This window comes from Streptomyces sp. NPDC034670 (assembly GCF_055574875.1).
On the sequence record NZ_JBVITR010000023.1, the window covers coordinates 55,053 to 74,096 of the forward strand.

General features: G+C 72.5%; 18 protein-coding genes. 6 read left to right on the forward strand and 12 right to left on the reverse strand.

Annotated features, from left to right (window positions below):
* Positions 1-102 precede the first annotated feature (102 nt).
* Positions 103-1,131, reverse strand: coding sequence for a saccharopine dehydrogenase family protein (locus ACZ56B_RS17445; protein WP_468790728.1), 1,029 nt, complete (start codon positions 1,129-1,131; stop codon positions 103-105).
* 125 nt (positions 1,132-1,256) lie between these two features.
* On the opposite strand from ACZ56B_RS17445, the gene ACZ56B_RS17450 reads away from it, so the two are divergent.
* Positions 1,257-2,234: a helix-turn-helix domain-containing protein gene (locus tag ACZ56B_RS17450; RefSeq protein WP_468790730.1), complete on the forward strand. Its 978-nt coding sequence runs from the start codon at positions 1,257-1,259 to the stop codon at positions 2,232-2,234.
* Positions 2,235-2,334: 100 nt separating this feature from the next.
* Entirely contained in the window at positions 2,335-2,973 is a 639-nt protein-coding gene (locus ACZ56B_RS17455) for a DUF6518 family protein (RefSeq protein ID WP_468790732.1), read from the forward strand.
* A 158-nt stretch (positions 2,974-3,131) separates the two neighbouring features.
* Here the strand turns inward: ACZ56B_RS17455 and ACZ56B_RS17460 are convergent, their stop codons facing one another.
* The 5 genes from ACZ56B_RS17460 to ACZ56B_RS17480 all read right to left on the reverse strand — a co-directional run bounded on the left by ACZ56B_RS17460 (position 3,132) and on the right by ACZ56B_RS17480 (position 7,834).
* Positions 3,132-3,806, reverse strand: coding sequence for a contact-dependent growth inhibition system immunity protein (locus tag ACZ56B_RS17460; protein ID WP_468790734.1), 675 nt, complete (start codon positions 3,804-3,806; stop codon positions 3,132-3,134).
* 22 nt (positions 3,807-3,828) lie between these two features.
* Positions 3,829-4,128, reverse strand: coding sequence for an RNase A-like domain-containing protein (locus ACZ56B_RS17465; protein WP_468790736.1), 300 nt, complete (start codon positions 4,126-4,128; stop codon positions 3,829-3,831).
* Complete coding sequence (locus ACZ56B_RS17470) at positions 4,129-4,887, reverse strand: hypothetical protein (protein ID WP_468790738.1); 759 nt, start codon at positions 4,885-4,887, stop codon at positions 4,129-4,131.
* Positions 4,888-4,897: 10 nt separating this feature from the next.
* Complete coding sequence (locus ACZ56B_RS17475) at positions 4,898-6,439, reverse strand: RNase A-like domain-containing protein (RefSeq protein ID WP_468790740.1); 1,542 nt, start codon at positions 6,437-6,439, stop codon at positions 4,898-4,900.
* A gap of 495 nt (positions 6,440-6,934) precedes the next feature.
* Complete coding sequence (locus ACZ56B_RS17480) at positions 6,935-7,834, reverse strand: D-alanyl-D-alanine carboxypeptidase family protein (RefSeq protein ID WP_468790742.1); 900 nt, start codon at positions 7,832-7,834, stop codon at positions 6,935-6,937.
* Positions 7,835-8,046: 212 nt separating this feature from the next.
* On the opposite strand from ACZ56B_RS17480, the gene ACZ56B_RS17485 reads away from it, so the two are divergent.
* On the forward strand, positions 8,047-8,700 hold the full coding sequence (locus ACZ56B_RS17485; RefSeq protein ID WP_468790744.1) for a GntR family transcriptional regulator: 654 nt from the start codon (positions 8,047-8,049) through the stop codon (positions 8,698-8,700).
* Positions 8,697-10,007 (forward strand): MFS transporter, encoded by a 1,311-nt coding sequence (locus tag ACZ56B_RS17490; protein ID WP_468790746.1) that lies wholly within the window; start codon positions 8,697-8,699, stop codon positions 10,005-10,007. Before ACZ56B_RS17485 ends, ACZ56B_RS17490 begins: the two co-directional genes overlap by 4 nt.
* A gap of 107 nt (positions 10,008-10,114) precedes the next feature.
* Here ACZ56B_RS17490 and ACZ56B_RS17495 read toward each other — a convergent pair whose 3' ends face one another.
* Positions 10,115-10,903, reverse strand: a complete 789-nt coding sequence (locus ACZ56B_RS17495; RefSeq protein ID WP_468790748.1) for an SAM-dependent methyltransferase — start codon at positions 10,901-10,903, stop codon at positions 10,115-10,117.
* 120 nt (positions 10,904-11,023) lie between these two features.
* Positions 11,024-11,848, reverse strand: coding sequence for a maleylpyruvate isomerase family mycothiol-dependent enzyme (locus tag ACZ56B_RS17500; RefSeq protein ID WP_468790750.1), 825 nt, complete (start codon positions 11,846-11,848; stop codon positions 11,024-11,026).
* Between the two features lie 180 nt (positions 11,849-12,028).
* Here ACZ56B_RS17500 and ACZ56B_RS17505 point away from each other — a divergent pair, with 180 nt between their 5' ends.
* Positions 12,029-12,823: a carbon-nitrogen family hydrolase gene (locus ACZ56B_RS17505; RefSeq protein ID WP_468790752.1), complete on the forward strand. Its 795-nt coding sequence runs from the start codon at positions 12,029-12,031 to the stop codon at positions 12,821-12,823.
* Between the two features lie 35 nt (positions 12,824-12,858).
* Here ACZ56B_RS17505 and ACZ56B_RS17510 read toward each other — a convergent pair whose 3' ends face one another.
* Complete coding sequence (locus ACZ56B_RS17510; protein ID WP_468790754.1) at positions 12,859-13,353, reverse strand: LURP-one-related/scramblase family protein; 495 nt, start codon at positions 13,351-13,353, stop codon at positions 12,859-12,861.
* Between the two features lie 79 nt (positions 13,354-13,432).
* On the opposite strand from ACZ56B_RS17510, the gene ACZ56B_RS17515 reads away from it, so the two are divergent.
* Positions 13,433-15,250, forward strand: coding sequence for an NHL domain-containing thioredoxin family protein (locus ACZ56B_RS17515; RefSeq protein ID WP_468790756.1), 1,818 nt, complete (start codon positions 13,433-13,435; stop codon positions 15,248-15,250).
* Between the two features lie 12 nt (positions 15,251-15,262).
* Here the strand turns inward: ACZ56B_RS17515 and ACZ56B_RS17520 are convergent, their stop codons facing one another.
* The 3 genes from ACZ56B_RS17520 to ACZ56B_RS17530 all read right to left on the reverse strand — a co-directional run bounded on the left by ACZ56B_RS17520 (position 15,263) and on the right by ACZ56B_RS17530 (position 18,897).
* Positions 15,263-15,514, reverse strand: coding sequence for a DUF6458 family protein (locus ACZ56B_RS17520; protein WP_468790758.1), 252 nt, complete (start codon positions 15,512-15,514; stop codon positions 15,263-15,265).
* Between the two features lie 115 nt (positions 15,515-15,629).
* Complete coding sequence (locus ACZ56B_RS17525) at positions 15,630-16,928, reverse strand: M18 family aminopeptidase (RefSeq protein ID WP_468790760.1); 1,299 nt, start codon at positions 16,926-16,928, stop codon at positions 15,630-15,632.
* A gap of 142 nt (positions 16,929-17,070) precedes the next feature.
* The gene (locus ACZ56B_RS17530) at positions 17,071-18,897 is read right to left on the reverse strand and encodes an acyl-CoA dehydrogenase (RefSeq protein WP_468790762.1); all 1,827 of its coding nucleotides are present in this window, start codon (positions 18,895-18,897) and stop codon (positions 17,071-17,073) included.
* Positions 18,898-19,044: the final 147 nt, after the last annotated feature.

Here is a 19,044-nt window from a genome sequence, read left to right on the forward strand (position 1 = left end):
AGAAGATCGAGAACGGTCGTACCGGCTGAACGGAGTGTGCACGACGGACGGCGCGGCGCCGGCCCGGTCGGCCCCGGGCCCGGCGGACCCGGGGAGCGTCCGCTACGGGCGCGGTTCCACGGTGACGTGCGGAGCCAGTGCGCGGAGGAAGTCGGGGGCGTCGAAGATCTCGCCGGCGGAGGCGACCCCGGTCGTCCTGGTCCGTGCGGTGAGGATGCGGTCGACCGCCTCCACCGCGAGCGGCGCGGTGACGGCGTAGATGTCCCGGCCCCGCGCCACGGCGCGCCGTTCGACGGCGCCGGAGCGGACCACGGCGTCGACGAGGAAGGTCTGCGCGGACCGCCCGTGCCCGTCGGCCGGGGCCGGCGCCGGGGTGTCGGGGGCCGCGACGTCCCTGGCCGCCTCGACCGTCATGTAGGTGCGCACCTCGGGGACGGGCAGGTGGCTGGGGACGGTGACGACGTCGGCCATGGTGAAGTCCCCGAGGACGGTCCGGGGGCCCATCGGGGCGGGGAAGGACCATTCCAGGGCGGGCAGTTCGTCCCGGTGGTACTCCAGCCGGCCGTTGCGGTGGCGGACGCTCCGGCCGTCCCGCCGCCGGCGGGAGACCGCGCCCGCGGCACGCGTCCCGGCGGTGGGGTGCCAGCCGCTCAGCCCGTAGGCGACGTGCACCTCGTCGGCGGCCGTCCAGTCGCCCATGGCGGTGGTGACCAGCAGGTCGCCGAGGCCGCCGTAGAAGGCCATGGCGGGGACGACCACGGCCCCCGCGGCGCGGGCGCGGTCCTTGAAGTGGGCGAACGTGTCGGCGACGGCCTCGATCTCGGCCGCCACGTCCACGTAGGGGATCCCGGCGCGCAGGGCCGCCTCGATCACGGGGGCGGCCGTCGTGGCGAAGGGGCCGGCGCAGTTGACCACGGCCGCCGTCCCGGCCAGCGCGCGGTCGAGCGAGGCGGGGTCGTCGACCGCCGCCGGGCGGGCGTCCGACCCGGTTCCGTACGCCGGCTCCTTCAGCCGGTCGGCGTCGCGGCCGGAGAGCACCGGGACGAACCCGCGCTCCCGCAGCCGTTCCACCACGAAGCGCCCGGTGTGCCCGTACGCGCCGTACACCGCCACCTCGGGTCCCGCCGCCATGGGTGCCTCCCCCGCTCGAACGATCCGCCGGGCCGCTGGTCCGGCCGGTTCCGTCGCGACCATCCTGGCGGGGGCGGGCGTCCCGCACGAGTGTCCGGAACGACACGACCCGTACAGTTCCGGACATGGACACTGTCGCGCTGGCCGTCACCGACGGGATGCTGCACTTCGAACTGGCTCTGGTGCAGGAGGTCTTCGGCGCCGCCCCGGACGGCGTGGAGGGTCCCTGGTACGACCTCGTCGTCTGCGGGCCGGGACCGGTGCGGGCCGGGCGGTTCCTGCTCGAGCCCGACCGCGGACTCGACCACCTCCCCCGCGCCGGCACCGTGATCGTCCCGGGCTGGGCCGACGTCGACGAGGCCCCGCCCGCCGAGCTGGTCGACGCGGTGCGCGCGGCCCACGAGGCGGGCGCGCGCCTGGTCTCCCTGTGCACGGGCGCCTTCGTGCTGGCCGCCGCGGGCCTGCTGGACGGGCTCCGCGCGACCACGCACTGGGCGCACACCGGGGTCCTGGCCGCCCGCCACCCGGAGGTCGAGGTGGACCCGGACGTCCTCTACGTGGACAACGGCGGCGTGCTCACCTCCGCCGGCAAGGCCGCCGCCATGGACCTGTGCCTGCACCTCGTCCGCCTCGACCGCGGCTCGGCGGTCGCCAACGCGGTCGCCCGCCGCCTGGTCGTGCCGCCGCACCGGGACGGCGGACAGGCCCAGTTCGTCACCACCCCGGTCCCCGCCCCGGGCCACCACCCCCTCGCCGCACTGCTCCCCTGGGTGCTCGAACGGCTCGACCGGCCGCTGACCGTGGCGGACCTGGCCCGCCGGGCGGGCATGAGCTCGCGCCACCTGGGCCGCCACTTCAGGGCGGTGACCGGCACCACCCCGCTGCAGTGGCTGCTGACCCAACGGATCCGGCGCGCCCAGGAGTTGCTGGAGACCACCGACGACGGCATCGACACCGTCGCGGCGGCCGTCGGCATGGGCACCGCCGCGACGCTGCGCCGGCACTTCCACCGCACGGTCGGCGTGCCCCCGGACGCCTACCGCCGCACGTTCCGTGCGAGGAACCGCCCCGGTGACGGCGGCGGACGGCGTTTCCGGCCCTGAGCCGTACCGTGGAGCGCCGGGCCCGTGGCGTGGAGAACGCCTCCCGGGGCGCCCCGAGCGCTATACACCCCGCGTATACGTCATGTGTATAGTGCCGGGCATGGTTACCGCGACCGCCTTCCGCCGCGACACCCCCGTCACCGTCCTCACCGCGGTCGTGGCCTTCGGGCTGCTGCTCGGCTGGGCGACGTACACCCTGCACGGGACGACCGTCCTGCTGGAGCGGGCGACCAACTCGGTGTCCACCTGGATCCTGTGGACCGCCGCGGCCGGGGCGCTGATCCGCTCCCGGCCGCTCGCCGTCCGGAGCGGTCCGCTGATGATGCTCGCGACCTGCGCCGGCTACTACGTCACGTCCGCGCTCGGGGACGACTTCGGGTCCGGAGGACTGGGCACCGCCGCCGTGTGGACGGTGGCGGGGCTGGCCGGCGGGCCCCTGCTGGGGTGGGCCGGGTGGACGGTGCGGCGCGGGCGGGGGGACGTGCGGGCGGTGGCCGGCGCGGCCGTCGCGATGGTGGTGCTGGGGGAGGGGCTCTGGCTGGGCCTGGCCCTCGGCTACTGGACGGAGGCGGCCGTCTTCCTGGCCGCCGGCGCCCTGCTCACCGCTTTCCTGACCGTCCGTCTGGCCCGTGCCCGGGTGCCCCGCCCCTGGCTGTGCGCCGCGCTCGCCCCGGCGTTCGCGGGCGTCTTCTACTTCGCCGAGAAGCTCGTCCTCGACTCCCTGATCGGGGCGGTGTGACGGCGTCCCCTTTTTCCGCCGCCCGTTCCCCGTCGTCCCGCACGGGGCCGGTGGGCGGGCGGAGCATGGGAAAGGGGGCCGCCGGCACCGGTGGCCCCCTGCCCGTGTCCCGGGGGGTCCGCGTGGACCCGGGGGCCGGACCTTGCCGGGGTCGTGGCTCAGGAGCTTTCCCGCGTCCTCCTCGCGCCGAGGCGGTCGGCGACGAGGGCGAGCCAGCCGCTCGGGGCGTACGGTGCGGGCGGGTCGACCTCCATGCCCAGTTCGGCCAGGGCGAGGGCGTAGTCGGACTCGTCGAGGTCGAGGGCGAGCAGTTCGTGCAGTTCGCCGACGAGGCGGGCGGTCAGGTGGGGGTCGGTGGCGGTGCGGTAGTCCTCGAGGGCCGCGTCGTGGTCGTCGAACTCGTCCGGCATGTCCTGGGAGAACCATCCGCCGAGGAACTGGGCGAGTTCGGGGAAACGGGCGTGCCATTCCCAGTGGGTGGCCGGGGCGGACGGAGCCGGGACCTCGCCCTGCTCGATGCTGTGTCCGATGTGGTCGGCCAGGCAGTACAGCCACTGCCGGATCTCCCCCTCGGGCAGACCGACGTCGGGGATCGCGTAGAACTCGCCCAGACGCAGGCGGAGGCGCCCGGGCGGGTTGTCGGCGTAGTCGCGCAGCTGGCGTTCGGCGGTGGCCAGGGCCCAGGGACGGGTGTGCCAGGTGTGGCGTAGGTAGGCGGTCAGGGCCCGGCTGGGCCCGTCGGGGGTGTCGTTCGCGGGCTGACCGAGGTAGGCGCGGACGACCTGGTCCAGTTCGCCGTGGCGGCGGTCGTGGTCGAGAGGGCTCAGGGGCACGGTGGGCTGCCTCTACGGGGCTTCAGAGGTGGATCGGGAAGGTGGCGTGGACGGTGAAGCCGTGCGGTCGGGACGGATCCCGCTTGAGGATCACCCGCGCGGCGCGTACGTCCACCGGCCCCCGGCCGGCCAGCATCATCGCCTGCAGCAGCACCCGTCCGACCGGCTCGTCGAGGGACGGCCAGGATGCCTCGATGGTCAGCCGGGGCCGTGCGGACCGGGCCAGCCAGCGGTGGATGAGCTGCTCGTTGGCGGTGACGACCTGCTGGGTGGCCCACTGGGCCGTCGCGCGGTCGGGGTAGGTGGCGGTTCGGGTGCGCATCTAGTCGGTCTTGATCGAGGGCCGGCGCCGCTTCGGTTCCCACAGGGGTGAGTGGGCTTCCTTCAAGTGCTCGATGCACATGCGGGCGAACCGGGGAAAGAACTCGACGAAGTCATCGGAGCCTCCCGCTCCGCCTCCCATGGCCTCGGTGCAGAAAAACCGGTCCATCTGTTCCTCCGTGTGGAACAGGGCGATGGCCTGGTAACACTCGGAGACCACACTCGGCAGCTCCCAGGGGCAGCGTGGGTGGGTCTCCTCGATGTACATGCGGATGCCCTCTTCCGTCGTGGCATCCTGCATGTCATCACTGATCGCGACACCGTCCTGGCCGAAATAGATCGGGAGGATCTGCTCGAAACGCGGAAAACGCAGAAGCAGCTCCCTCGTGGTTAGGGGTACTTCAAAATAGGCGCGCCTGTCGACGTGGGCGTCCCACTCTTCCAGGTGGCGAGCGATCTGCCGGAGTGTCTCGGCTGTGCGCTCCTCGGTAGCTGCCTGAGGAATCCACTGCAACGCCCGGTGAGAGCCGTCGGGGAACTGTTCGTAGAGGTCGGCGGCCATACGGAGTTCCGCTGCGATCTCCCACAGGTTGCGCCCACCGTCCGACACCGCTCTCCGGATCCCGCGCAGGAGCGGAAAGAGTTCCTCCTGCCATTGTGCAGGGTCGTCGGGGATTCGCCGGCTCCAGCCGTCATAGCGGTCCAGGAGCATACGAGCGCCAGCGAGGTGCGAGTAGTCGACCGGTCCCTGATATGCCATGCGCGTCATCCTACTTCTCCCCCGTCTTCACGTCTTTCGGCATCGAAGTCATGACAGTGAAGGGCGGGTCGAGGTCCTCGTTGTAGACGAGGCGCGTCTCGACTCCATTGACATCCCTTGCGGATTCCACTGGGAACGGATCACGTTTGAGTGCCTCCTTGTCAATGCTGCGGCCGCTCGGACCGTGCGGCGTCTCGGATACACGGATATCGATTCGATCGCCGTCCTTCCGCTCACCGGCGATCCATTCCTTGATGGCACCGCTGTTCCGGTCGATGTTGTACTGCGTCAGCTTCTGCGCCGTTTCCAGGTCCTTGAAAGAAGAGGCCTCGCCGACCTTCGGCTGTCCGTGGGGCCATTCGGTCCCCGGTCGCGGCGGCTTCTTCAGGTCGTCCCGCAGGCGCTGGGCCAGTTGGTTGTCGTCGAGGCCGACGTGTTTGCCGATCGTGTGGGAGTTCTCCAGCCACTCCGTCGACGCCAGGTCGACCTTGTAGACGCCGCGGTCCGCGTCTCCCGGTGTGCTCCACTTGTGTTCCGCCTTGAACTCGTTCAGAGCCCGCGCCCCGAAGGCCTCCGCGCGCGCCTCCCCCGCCTCGTACGTGGGTGCGCTGAGCCAGGCCTCCTGGAGTTCCGGCAGGAGTTTCCGCAGTTGTTCGGCTCCCTCGTGGAAAGCTTTGTGGCACGCCTCCACGGCCTTGTCGGCACCGGACTCGTCCATGTGGGAGCGGAAGACGAGCACGACCTCGGCGAAAGTGAGGACGGCCGCCAGTTTGGTGAGTTCGTCCCAGCTGAAACCGTCCGGTACGAAATGCCTGACCGTCGCCTTCGTGGCCTCCATCGCGAGCCGCTGGGTGGTCTCCCGGCACTTCTCGGCGGCGTCCGCCACATCGTGGAACTCCCTCTTCATCGCGTCGCCGGTCTTCTTGAGGACCTCGATGACGGGGCGTCGATTCGCCGGGCTCTCCTTGAAGTTCGTACGCCAGTCGCGGCCGCCCTGTTGCTTCGGGGGCACGGGGGTGCCGTCCTCGTTCCACTTCCTGCCCCAGGCCGTGGTCCCCCAGATCGACTGGCAGAAGCCGTTCGTGGCGCTCTGCCACTCGCCGTTGCCGTCGTCGGTCAGGTACCGGATGCAGTCGGTGAGGCGGTCCGCGGACTCCTGCGCAGCCTTGCCCGCCGCCTCCCACGCGTTCCCGATGCTGCGCAGGTCGTCCGTCCGGGCACCGGGTGTGATCTCGTGGGTCTTGCCGAGCCGAAGTCCCTCCTCGACGGCCGGTTTGATCAAATCGGCCAGGAAGTCGGGCACTTCGCCGATTCCGGCCAGGAACTCCGTGTCCGTGCCGTCCCCGGTGCCCGTCCACTTGATGGAGGCGACGGGCCCGTACGAGACGTTGCCGACCCCGATCGGGGGATCCCGGCGCGGCGGCGGACCGTGCATGCCGCGCGAGTGCCAGTCGGCGGCCACATAGGTGTTGGCCGTGTCCGTCAGGCCAACCGAGACGCCGCCGATGCTCCGGACGCCCTTGGCCCACACGTCCAGGAACTTCTTGGCCACCTCCTGGTAGGCCGCCGCGAAGTCGTCCGCGCCCTCTCTCCCTTGCCGGCTGCCTGCCGGTAGTGCACGTCCTCCACCTGCTGGACGGCGGTCTTGTGGAACGTGAACTGCTCGTCGCGGATCAGCGCGGACGTGTAGTAGAGGTGGGCGGGCTTGACGTCGAAGCCGCCCCCGCTGTCCGGGGCGGGCTGCCTGAGCCGCTCGCGCTCCCACGTGCGGCGGGCGTCCGACGGCCGGCCGTCCAGCTTGGTCGCCGGTGGGGGCGGCGGTGCGTGGTCCGGGTCCGGAGCCGTGCCGGGGCTCGGTTCGGGCCGCGAGCCGGACGGGGTGGGCGCCGGCTCCTGCGTCATGTCCGTGCTCGGGGACGGTTCCGGGGCCGGAGGGTTCGGTACCGCCGCGGTGTGGACGGTGGCGGGGCCGGCCGGGGGCCCCTGCCGGGGTGGGCGAGGGGCCCGCCGGTGTCGGCGGGCCCCGTCACGTGCGCGTCCGCGCGGGTCAGACCTTGCCGAAGCCGTAGCCCAGGAGCTTCTTGGCGTCCGCCTCGCGCTGGGCGGCGGAGGACGACGTGAGCACCGTGCCGATGACGGTCTTGCCGTTCCGCGTCGCCGCGAAGACCAGGCAGTACTTGGACGTCGCGCCCGAGCCGGTCTTCACGCCGATCGTGCCGCTGTAGTTGCTGAGCAGCGTGTTGGTGTTGGTCCACGGCGCCATCGTGCGGGTGCTGCCCGTCTTCGTGGTCGTCTTCGCCGTGTACTTCTTCGTCTTGACGATCGTGCGGAACGTGGAGTTCTTCATCGCGCTGCTGGCGATCTTCGTCAGGTCGCGCGGCGTGGAGTAGTTGTTGCCGTTGCCGATGCCGTCGAACGAGTCGAAGTGGGTGTTCTTCAGCCCCAGCCTCTTCGCCTCCGCGTTCATCTTGCCGATGAACGACTTCACGCGCGCCGAACGCGTCGAGCCCGTGCCGAACTTGTCGGCGAGCGCGTACGCCGCGTCGCAGCCGGACGGCAGCATCAGCCCGTACAGCAGCTGGCGCACGGTGACCTTGTCGCCGACGATCAGGCGTGCGGACGAGGCGTTCTTCGACACGATGTAGTCGCTGTACGCCATCTGGATCGTGACCTTGGCGTCCAGATTCAGGTTCTTCTGCGCGAGCACGACCTTCGCGGTCATGATCTTCGTCGTCGAACCGGTCGAACGGCGGGTGTCCGCCGCCTTGGTGTACAGCGACTTGCCGTTCGCGTCGTTCATCACGAAGCCGCCCTTGGCGACGATCGAAGGCGCGGCGGCGGCCTGCGCGGGCGCAGCGTGGAGGACCCCGGAGGCGATCACGGCGCCGGTGGTCATGGCGACGCCGGCGGCTCTGCGGAGGCGGATGCCCTGAATGCCGATGTTCAAGTCGAATACCCCGATTACCTTGAATGGCCGTAGCGTGCGGCCGGGTTGAGGTGCGACCGCGCATGAGGGGCCGCACGAGTCTGACTCCTGTGCGGGGTGGATGGTTGCGCAGATGACGGATGACGGGTGACTTTCCCGGCTTGCGCGGTACTGGTGAGTCCGCATCGTGGACGTATGCTTCCACGCGTACGTGTTGTATCTATGCTGTCGGCATGAGTGTGGCCCCCGTGAAGCAACCCCCCGCCGCCGACCGCGTCTACGCCCACGTCAAACAGGGCGTCCTGGACCGCCGTTACGAGGGCGGGACGCTGCTCACCGAGGGGGAGCTGGCCGAGGACGTCGGGGTCTCGCGCACCCCGGTGCGCGAGGCGCTGCTGCGGCTGGAGGCCGAGGGGCTGATCAAGCTCTACCCGAAGAAGGGCGCCCTCGTCCTGCCGGTCTCCGCGCAGGAGATCGCCGACGTCGTGGAGACGCGGCTGCTCGTCGAGGAGCACGCCGCGCGGAAGGCGGTGCCCGCGCCGCCCGGACTCGTCGCACGCCTGGAGCAGCTGCTCGCCCGGCAGAAGGAGCAGGCCGCCGCCGGGGACTTCGCCGCGGCCTCCGTCACCGACCGCTGCTTCCACGCCGAGATCGTCCGCAGCGGCGGCAACGAGATCCTCTCCCGCCTCTACGACCAGCTCCGCGACCGCCAGCTGCGCATGGGCGTCGCCGTGATGCACGCCCACCCCGACCGCGTCGCCAAGACCCTCGCCGAGCACGAGGAGATCCTCGGGGCGCTGCGCTCCGGCGACGCGGAGGCGGCCGTCGGGATCGTCCGCCGGCACGTCGGCCGGCTCTCCCAGCTGGCCCGGGGTGAGGTGCGGTGAGCGGCGCGCGTGCGGTCGCCGGCTCCCTGCCCGGTGACCCCCCGGGCGGGCGGCGCGCGCTGGCCGTGTGGGGCATCGGCGTGGCGGTCTACTTCGTCGCCGTCACCTTCCGCACGTCCCTGGGCGTGGCCGGCCTCGACGCCGCGGACCGCTTCGGCGTGGGCGCCTCCGCCCTGTCCACCTTCTCCATCCTCCAGCTGCTGGTCTACGCGGGCATGCAGATACCCGTCGGGCTGCTGGTCGACCGGCTCGGCACCAAGAAGGTGCTGGGCCTGGGCGCCGTGCTGTTCACGGCCGGGCAGCTGGGGTTCGCGCTCTCCCCGTCGTACGGCATGGCGCTCGCCTCGCGCGCGCTGCTCGGCTGCGGGGACGCGATGACGTTCATCAGCGTGCTGCGGCTGGGCACCCGGTGGTTCCCGGCCCGGCGCGGCCCGCTGGTCGGGCAGCTCGCGGGGCTGGCCGGCATGGCGGGCAACCTCGTCTCCACGCTGGTCATCGCCCGGCTGCTGCACGGCATCGGCTGGACGGCGGCGTTCGCGGGCAGCGCGCTCGCCGGAGTCGTGGTGTTCGTGCTGCTGGTGCTGTTCCTCCGGGACCACCCCGAGGGCCACGCCCCGGAGCCCGTCCCGCACCGGGGCGCCGCCTACGTGCGCCGTCAGATCGCCGCCTCCTGGCGGGAGCCGGGGACGCGGCTCGGGATGTGGGTGCACTTCACCACCCAGTTCCCGGCGATGGTGTTCCTGCTGCTGTGGGGGCTGCCGTTCCTCGTCGAGGCCCAGGGGCTGTCCCGGGCCACGGCCGGTGAGCTGCTCACCCTGGTCGTGCTCTCCAACATGGTCGTCGGACTGCTCTACGGCCAGATCATCGCCCGGCACCACGGGGCGCGGCTGCCCCTGGCGCTCGGGACGGTGGCGGCGACGGCCCTGGCGTGGGCCGCCATGCTGGCCCACCCGGCCGACACGGCGCCGATGTGGCTGCTGATCGCGGTGTGCGCGGTGCTGGGGGCCTGCGGACCGGCCTCGATGATCGGTTTCGACTTCGCCCGCCCGGCGAACCCGCCGGAGCGGCAGGGCACGGCGTCCGGGATCACCAACATGGGCGGCTTCCTCGCCTCCATGACCACCCTGTTCGCCGTCGGCGTGCTGCTGGACGCCACCGGGGGCGACTACACCGTCGCCTTCTGCGCCGTCTTCGTGCTTCAGGCGCTCGGGGCCGGCCAGATCCTGCGGCTGCGCGGGCGCGCGGCGCGCAGGGAGCGGGAGCGGCTGGTCGCCAGCCGGGTGGAGACGGTGCACGTGCCCGCGTGAGCGGACCGGCGCCGGCCCGGCCCAGGGGCACGAGGGCCCGGCGCACGAGCAGGAGGGCCCGGCGCACGGGCACGAGGGCCCGGCGCACGGGGTTCAGCGCCCGGGGTTCAGCGCACGGGCACGAGGGTGAGGTACGCCAGGCCCAGCACGCCGCGGTAGCTCATCCACCGCGCCCGGTGCCGGTCCAGCCGCTCGCGGACCCCGGCGGCGAGCGGATGGTCGCCGTGACCGGCCAGCCACACCTCCTCGTCCGCCTGGTACGCCGACTCGAACTCCTCCCACTCCTCGAGGCTCGCGGTCTCCGTCCACTCGGGCCGGAACCCGGCGGCCACCGCCAGGTCGAGCAGGGTCGCGAGGTCCGGATGGTCGGCGGCACGGGCGCCCGGCCACATGCCGGACAGCTCGGCCGGGGTCGGGGCGCGCTGCCAGAAGCCCTCGCCGAGCAGGACCCGGCCGCCGTCGGTGACCAGGCGGCGCAGGGCGGCGAGGGCGCCGGGGAGGTGGCGGGGCGGATCGACCGGGCCGAGGGCCTGGCTGGAGCCGACGCACAGCACCAGGTCGGCGGGGCCCCGGGAGGTGTCCCGCGCGGACTCCTCCAGGAACACGACCCGGTCCGCCAGCCCCCGTCGCTCCGCGTTGCCGCGGCCGCGGGCCAGGTCGTCGGCGTTCAGGTCCACGCCGGTGCCCCTCGCGCCGGGGACCGCGGCCAGCACGCGCAGCATCAGCTCGCCCCAGCCGCAGCCGACGTCGAGCACGGTCCGGGGCGCCGTCCCGGCCAGCCGCCGGACGATGCGGTCCGCCCGTGCCCCGGAGAGCGGGCCGTGGAAGGTGAGGCGGGCGAGGCGGGGCGGAAGTTCGGCGGACGGCGCGCCGGGCCGGAGTCGTGGTTCGGTCATGGCCGGGACGCTACTGCCCCGGCCTCCCGGTCCGCAGGCGGTTTCGGCGGGGCAGGCGTCTGCCCGGGAGCGCCGCGGGCCCCGTTCCGGCCGGGCGCCCCCTCGTCGCTCCGGACGGCGTCACTTCGTCACCACGAAGTGCCGCAGGATCGCCGCGGCCAGGTCCGGGTCGCCCTCCGCCTTCACCCGGTCCGCCACCGCCTCCGGCGTCACCCGGCCGCAGGCCAGGCGGACGTAGGTCTCCCAGTCCAGGGCCAGGGTGGCGGCCGGGCCCAGCGCGGGGGCGGTCTCCAGCGTGCCGCGGCCCTGGATGTCGACGCGGACCGTGCGCAGGAACTCCACCGGTCCGCTGACGTCGACGACCACGGCCGAGCTGCGCGGCGCCTGCGCGTCCTCGGCCACCACGCGCGGCAGCTCGTCCAGCAGCACGTCCCGCGCCACGTGCGCGCCGGGGGAGTCGAGGTTGCCGGGGCGGCCGAGGGCGGTGCGCAGGTCCTGCTCGTGCACCCACACGGCGAACGCGTGCCGGCGCATGGACTCCTCCAGCGTCAGGTCCGCGCCGAACGGGCCGCGCACCTTCGTGCCCGGGTCGCGCGACTCGTTGCGCAGCTGGCGGTTGCGGCGGATGATCATGTACTCCAGCTCGGAGGTCATCTCCGGCGCCGTGTGGTGGCGGCGCACGTCGACCTGCATCTCCATGTAGCGCTGGTGCTCGTTGGTGACGTGGAACAGGTCGCGCGGCAGCGTGTGGATGGGGCGCGGGTCGCCGAGCATCTCGGAGTCCAGGCCGATGACGTGCGAGACCACGTCGCGGACCGACCACCCCGGGCAGGGCGTCCGGCGGTTCCAGTCGGCCTCCGGCAGCGGCTGCACCAGCTCGGATATCGCTTCGACGGAGTGCGTCCAGGCGTCGGCGTAGGGCTGGAGAGTGGGATGCAGACTCACGGAACGGGACCCCTCGGCGGTCGGTACACGGGCAGGTGGTGGCGGCGGTGCCAGTGGGCGGCGGCTGCACTCGGCGGGCGTCTCGGGGGCTAAGTTACGCTGCGGTGAGGTGCCCCGGCAGTGCTTTCGTGTGACGATCGTAGGCCGTGCGGACGAGTCGAATGCCAGGACGGTGGTATTGTGCGCGCTTCCCTGCTCCAAGTCGCCGTGAACGAGGGCGAACCGGTCGAATCGCGCCGGCGCCGGGTCGCCGGAATGGTGCGGGAACAGGCGGGCGCCGATCTCGTCGTGCTGCCGGAGCTGTGGACCACGGGCGCGTTCGCCCACGAGGAGTTCGGGCGCGAGGCCGAACCGCTCGAAGGGCCGACCCACGAGGCGATGGCCGAGGCCGCGAGCGACGCGGGCGTGTGGCTGCACGCGGGCTCCGTCCCCGAACGCGCCCCGGACGGGACCCTCTACAACACCTCGCTCGTCCTCTCCCCCTCCGGCGACCTGGCCGCCGCCTACCGCAAGATCCACCGCTTCGGCTTCGACCAGGGCGAGGCCGTGCTGATGGGGGCGGGCGACGCGCTGGTGACGGTGCGCCTGCCGCACACCACCCTGGGCGTGGCCACCTGCTACGACCTCCGTTTCCCCGAGCTCTTCCGCGGCCTCGTCGACGCCGGCGCCGAGACCTTCGTCGTCCCGGCGGGCTGGCCGGAGCGCCGCCGCTCCCACTGGACGCTGCTGGCCCGGGCGCGGGCGGTGGAGAACCAGGCGTTCGTCCTCGCCTGCGGGACGGCCGGGACGCACGCGGGGATCCCGCAGGCGGGTCACTCGGTCGTGGTCGACCCCTGGGGCGAGGTCCTGGCCGAGGCCGGCCCCGGCGAGCAGGTCCTCACGGTCGACCTCGACCCGGCGGCGGTGGCGGGCACCCGCGAGCGCTTCCCGGCCCTCAAGGACCGGGTACTGGGCCTGGACCCGCCGCGCCGCTGACCCGCCCGGCGGGAACGGGCACGCTCCCCCGCCCCCTACTCCTCCCGCTCCTTCTCCGCCAGGTGGATCACGCACACCGCCACCGCGATCAGCAGCGCCGGGTCCGCGTCCTCGCGGACGACGTCGACGGCGTAGGTGTCCAGGACGGTCAGCAGGCGCCGCGAGATCACCGCGAGCAGTTCGCCGTCGTACTCGACGGCGAACTCCCGGTCCAGGATCCTGCCGCTGACGTCCAGCTCGGTGCCGCCGTCCGCCAGGGACACCCGGTAGTGGTCGCGCAGCAGGGACAGCCGCTTGCGCCGGACCGTCGCCAGCGGCTCGCCGTCCCGCTCGATCACCATGGTGTCGCGCAGGGCGAACATCTTCTGCCGGATGTCGACGAGGACCCGGCCCCGGGTGTCCTTCAGCTCGAAGGTGTCCCGCAGCCGCATGGCCTTGCCGTCGACGAGGAAGACCCGGTTGCCCCGGTCGTCCTCGATCCAGTAGTCGTCCCCGATCCCGAGGATCCGGTCGCGCACGAGGAATCTCATGGCACCAGGACTTCCCCGTCCCCCGCCGCGCGACGCAGCCGGTGGGCCGGGTGCCGGTGCCGGGTGCCACCCTGGACGCATGGACCGCTCCGCACCCCGCCGCGCCCGCGTCCGCGCCCCCGAGCTGGTCGGCAAGGGCGGCTGGCTGAACACGGGCGGGAAGCAGTACACCCTCGCCGGCCTGCGGGGACGCATCGTCCTGCTGGATTTCTGGACGTTCTGCTGCATCAACTGCCTGCACGTCCTCGACGAGCTGCGCGAGCTGGAGGAGAAGCACCGGGACACGGTCGTGGTCGTCGGGGTGCACTCGCCGAAGTTCGTGCACGAGGCGGAGCACCGGGCGGTGGCCGACGCCGTCGAGCGGTACGGGGTCGAGCACCCCGTGCTGGACGATCCGGAGCTGGCGACCTGGAAGCAGTACGCGGTGCGGGCCTGGCCGACGCTGGTCGTCATCGACCCGGAAGGGTACGTCGTCGCCCAGCACGCCGGTGAGGGGCACGTGCACGCCGTCGAGCGGCTGGTGACGGAGCTGGAGGCCGAGCACGCGGCGAAGGGCACGCTGCGGCGGGGTGACCGGCCGTACGTGGCGCCGGAGCCCGAGCCGACCGCGCTGCGGTTCCCGGGCGAGGCGCTGCTGCTGCCGTCGGGGAACTTCCTGGTCAGCGACACCACCCGGCACCAGCTGGTGGAGCTGGCGCAGGACGGGGAGACCGTCGTGCGGCGGATCGGCCGGGGCGGCCGGGGCCTGGTGGACGGGCCCCCGGACCGGGCGCGGTTCCGGGAGCCGCAGGGGCTCGCGCTGCTGCCGGACGGCGCGGTGGTGGTCGCCGACACCGTCAACCACGCCCTGCGGCGCCTCGACCCGGGGACGGGCGAGGTCACGACGCTGGCCGGCACCGGGTCCCCGTGGACGCGGGGGGACGCCGTCTCGGGGCCGGCCCGCGAGGTGAACCTCTCCTCGCCCTGGGACGTCGCCTGGTGGCGGGACCGGGTGTGGATCGCCATGGCCGGCATCCACCAGCTGTGGACGTACGACCCCGGGGAGCGGACGGTGTCCGTCGCCGCCGGGACGACGAACGAGGGGCTGGTCGACGGGGAGCCGGACGAGGCCTGGTTCGCGCAGCCGTCGGGGCTCGCGGCGACGCCCCGGCGGCTGTGGCTGGCCGACTCCGAGACCTCCGCCCTGCGCCGGGTGGAGCCGGACGGGTCGGTGCGCACCGCCGTCGGCACGGGCCTGTTCGACTTCGGGCACCGCGACGGGCCGGCCGGACAGGCCCTGCTCCAGCACCCGTTGGGGGTGACGGCGCTGCCCGACGGTTCGGTGGCGGTCTGCGACACCTACAACCACGCCCTGCGCCGCTACGACCCGGCGACCGGTGAGGTGACCACCCTGGCCACGGACCTGCGCGAACCCGGTGGCGCCGTGGTGGCCGGCGACGACATCGTGGTCGTCGAGTCGGCCCGGCACCGGCTGACCCGGCTGCGGCTGCCCGGGGAGGCGGTGCGGGCGGAGGCCGTCGCGCACCACGCCCGGCGGGCCGCCACCGAGGTCGCCCCGGGCCGGCTGCGGCTGGACGTGGTCTTCGAGGCGCCGGCCGGCCGGAAGCCCGACACCCGGCACGGGCCCGCGACCCGGCTGCTGGTGTCGGCCTCACCGCCCGGACTGCTGCGCAGCGGCGAGGGCGCGGGAACCGGGCTCTCCCGCGCCCTCGAACTCGACCCCGCCGTGACGGAGGGGGTGCTGCACGTCTCCGCGACGGCCGCCTCCTGCGACGACGACCCGGACGCCGCGCACCCGGCCTGCCACGTCCACCGGCGGGACTGGGACGTGCCCGTACGGCTCACCGCCCGGGGCGCGGACCGCCTGCCCCTGGTGCTGGCCGCCCGGGACGCCTGAGCGGGTGCCCGGTCAGACCCCGTACCCGTTGTCGTAGCCGTCGCGGGTGCGGGGCCGGGCGGGGTCGTCGACGACCGGCGTGGCGGGCGGTACGACGACCCGCCTGCGCCGGGCGATGCTGCTGAAGGTCGCGACGCCGATCAGACCGACGATCATGAGGATGATGCCGACGAGGTCAAGGTTGACACCCTGCATGTCCCAGTCGGTCGCGAACGTGAGGATTGCTCCCACGGCGATGAGGATGATGCATCCGCCGAGGCCCATGAGTGTCGCCTCCCTGTCCGGTCTTTCCGGTCACCTCCGGGTACCCGGACGGGCATCACCCATGCCGCGGCGGGGACTTGACCACCCGTGACCACCCGTGGCGGTCCCGCCGCGGTCACCCCTCCAGGAACGCCACCAGGACGTTCGCCAGCAGGAACGGGTCCTTGGCGCCGCACAGTTCGCGCGCGCTGTGCATCGACAGGATGGCCACGCCGATGTCGACGGTGCGGATGCCGTGCCGGGCGGCGGTGATCGGGCCGATGGTGGTGCCGCACGGCATGGAGTTGTTGGAGACGAACGACTGGAAGGGGACGTCCGCCTTCTCGCAGGCCGCCGCGAACACGGCCCGGCCCGAACCGTCCGTCGCGTACCGGTTGTTGACGTTGACCTTGAGGATCGGGCCGCCGTCGACGCGCGGGTGGTGCGTCGGGTCGTGCCGCTCCGCGTAGTTGGGGTGGACGGCGTGACCGGTGTCGGAGGAGAGGCAGACGGTGCCGGCGAAGGCGCGCGCCCGGTCCTCGTACGAGCCCCCGCGCGCGAACACCGAGCGCTCCAGCACGCCGCCGAGCAGCGGGCCGTCCGCGCCGGTGTCGGACTGGGAGCCGTTCTCCTCGTGGTCGAAGGCGGCCAGGACGGGGATGTACCGCAGGTCCGCGTCGTGCGCGGCGACCGCGGCGAGCGCGGCCGTGCCGGCGTGCACGGACAGCAGGTTGTCCATGCGCGGGCCGGCCACCAGTTCTTCGTCGCGGCCCAGGTAGGCCGGCGGCTCCACGGAGTGGACCATCAGGTCCCAGCCGCCGACCTCGCCCGCGGGGATGCCCGAGGTCTCCTCCAGGAAGGCGATGAGGTCGCCGTCGCGCACGTCGTCGCCCGTGCCCCAGACGGGCTGGAGGTGCCGCTGCTTGTCGAGCTTGAGGCCGTCGGAGTTGACCGAGCGGTCCAGGTGGATGGCGAGCTGGGGGACGCGCAGCAGCGGACGGTCGACGTTCACCAGCCGGGTGGACCCGTCCCGCAGGGTCAGCCGGCCGGCCAGCCCCAGGTCGCGGTCGAGCCAGGAGTTGAGCAGCGGGCCGCCGTAGATCTCCACCGCCACCTGGCGCCAGCCGTGCGCCCCGCTGTCGGGCCGGGGCTTGACCCGGAGGTTGGGGGAGTCGGTGTGGGCGCCGACGATGCGGAAGGGGGTGTGCGGCTCGGCGCCCTCGGGGACGTACCAGGCCACGATCGCGCCACCGCGCAGGACGTACTTGCCGCCGCTGGTCCCGTCCCAGGCGTCCGTCTCGGCGACCTGCCGGAAACCGGCCCTGTCCAGCCGTTCGGCGGCGTGCGCCACCGCGTGGTACGGCGTGGGACTCGCCGCCAGGAAGGACATCAGGTCGTCGGTGTGGCCGCGGTCGAAGCGGGAGGGTGCGCTCATGGGATTCACCTTAACGAGGACGAGGGCCCGCTCCCCGTGCGGGAGCGGGCCCTCGTGCGGTCTCAGGCCGTGCGGTGCGGTCCGGCGAGGGGGGTCCCCGCGGTTCCCGGGGCCCCCGGGAACTCCGGGGGCCTCAGGGTTCTCAGAAGGCCGCCTCGTCCAGCTCCATCAGGTCGAGCTCGACGCCCTCGGCGACCTTGCGGGCCAGGGTGACGCCGGGCAGGACCTCGGCCGCGAAGAACTTCGCCGCGGCGATCTTGCCGGTGTAGAAGGCCCTGTCCTTGGCGGAGGCCGTCTCGAGCTTCTCGGCGGCCACCGCGGCGCCCTTGAGCAGCAGGTAGCCGACGACGACGTCACCGGAGGCCATCAGCAGGCGGGTGGTGTTCAGGCCCACCTTGTAGATGTTCTTGACGTCCTGCTCGGTGGCCGCGAGGTCGGTGAGCATCAGGCCGACGATGGCCTCCAGCTCGACGGCCGCCTTGGCCAGGTGCTCGCGGGCGGCGGCCAGCTCCTCGCCGCCGGTGCCGAGGGCGAGGAACTTCTTGATGTCCTCGGCCAGCGAGTTCAGGGCCGCGCCCTGGTTGCGGACGATCTTCCGGAAGAAGAAGTCCTGGCCCTGGATGGCGGTGGTGCCCTCGTACAGGGTGTCGATCTTGGAGTCGCGGATGTACTGCTCGATCGGGTACTCCTGCAGGAAGCCGGAGCCGCCGAAGGTCTGCAGCGACTGGGCGAGCTGCTCGTAGGCCTTCTCGGAGCCGTAGCCCTTGACGATCGGCAGGAGCAGGTCGTTGAGCGCGTGCTCGGCGGACGCGTCCTCGCCGTTCGCCTCCTTGACCTGGATGGCGTCCTGGACGGAGGCGGTGTACATCACCAGGGCGCGCATGCCCTCCGCGTACGCCTTCTGCGTCATCAGCGAGCGGCGCACGTCGGGGTGGTGGGTGATGGTGACCTTGGGCGCGGCCTTGTCCATGAAGTTCGCCAGGTCGGGGCCCTGGACGCGCTCCTTGGCGTACTCCAGCGCGTTGAGGTAGCCGGTGGACAGCGTGGAGATCGCCTTCGTGCCGACCATCATGCGGGCGAACTCGATGATGCGGAACATCTGGCGGATGCCGTCGTGCTTGTCGCCGATCAGCCAGCCCTTGGCGGGGTGCTTGTCGCCGAACGTCATCTCGCAGGTGTTGGAGGCCTTCAGGCCCATCTTGTGCTCGACGTTCGTGGCGTAGACGCCGTTGCGCTCGCCCAGCTCGCCGGTCTCGAAGTCGAACAGGTACTTCGGGACGAGGAAGAGGGACAGGCCCTTGGTGCCGGGGCCGGCGCCCTCGGGGCGCGCGAGCACGTAGTGGAGGATGTTCTCCGACATGTCGTGCTCGCCCGAGGTGATGAAGCGCTTGACGCCCTCGATGTGCCAGGAGCCGTCCTCCTGCTGGACCGCCCTGGTGCGGCCGGCGCCGACGTCCGAGCCGGCGTCCGGCTCGGTGAGCACCATCGTGGAGCCCCACTGCTTCTCGGTGGCGATCTTCGCGATGTGCTTCTGGACCTCGTTGCCCTCCTCGAAGAGGATGCCGGCGAAGGCCGGGCCGGAGGAGTACATCCACACGGCCGGGTTGGCGCCGAGGATGAGCTCGGCGTAGGCCCAGATGAGGGAGCGGGGAGCGGTGGTGCCGCCGATCTCCTCGGGCAGGCCCAGGCGCCAGTACTCGGAGTCCATGAAGGCCTGGTAGCTCTTCTTGAAGGACGCCGGGACCGGCGCGGTGCTGGTCTCGGGGTCGAAGACCGGCGGGTTGCGGTCGGCGTCGGCGAAGGACTCGGCCAGCTCGTTCTCCGAGAGGCGGGTCAGCTCCTCGAGGATGCTCTTCGCGGTGTCGACGTCCATCTCCTCGAACGGACCCGTGCCGTACAGCTTGTCGCGTCCGAGTACTTCGAAGAGGTTGAACTCGATGTCGCGGAGATTCGACTTGTAGTGCCCCATGGCGACGGCTCCGTTTGAGAGGGATCGGCGAGGCACTGGCTCCTCGCACTACTTCACGTACCAACAAGTAACTCCGATGATGCTACCCGTCGGTAATAAGAAGCAACCCCGATCCGGACATCTGTGACCCACCCCTCCCGCCCGGTC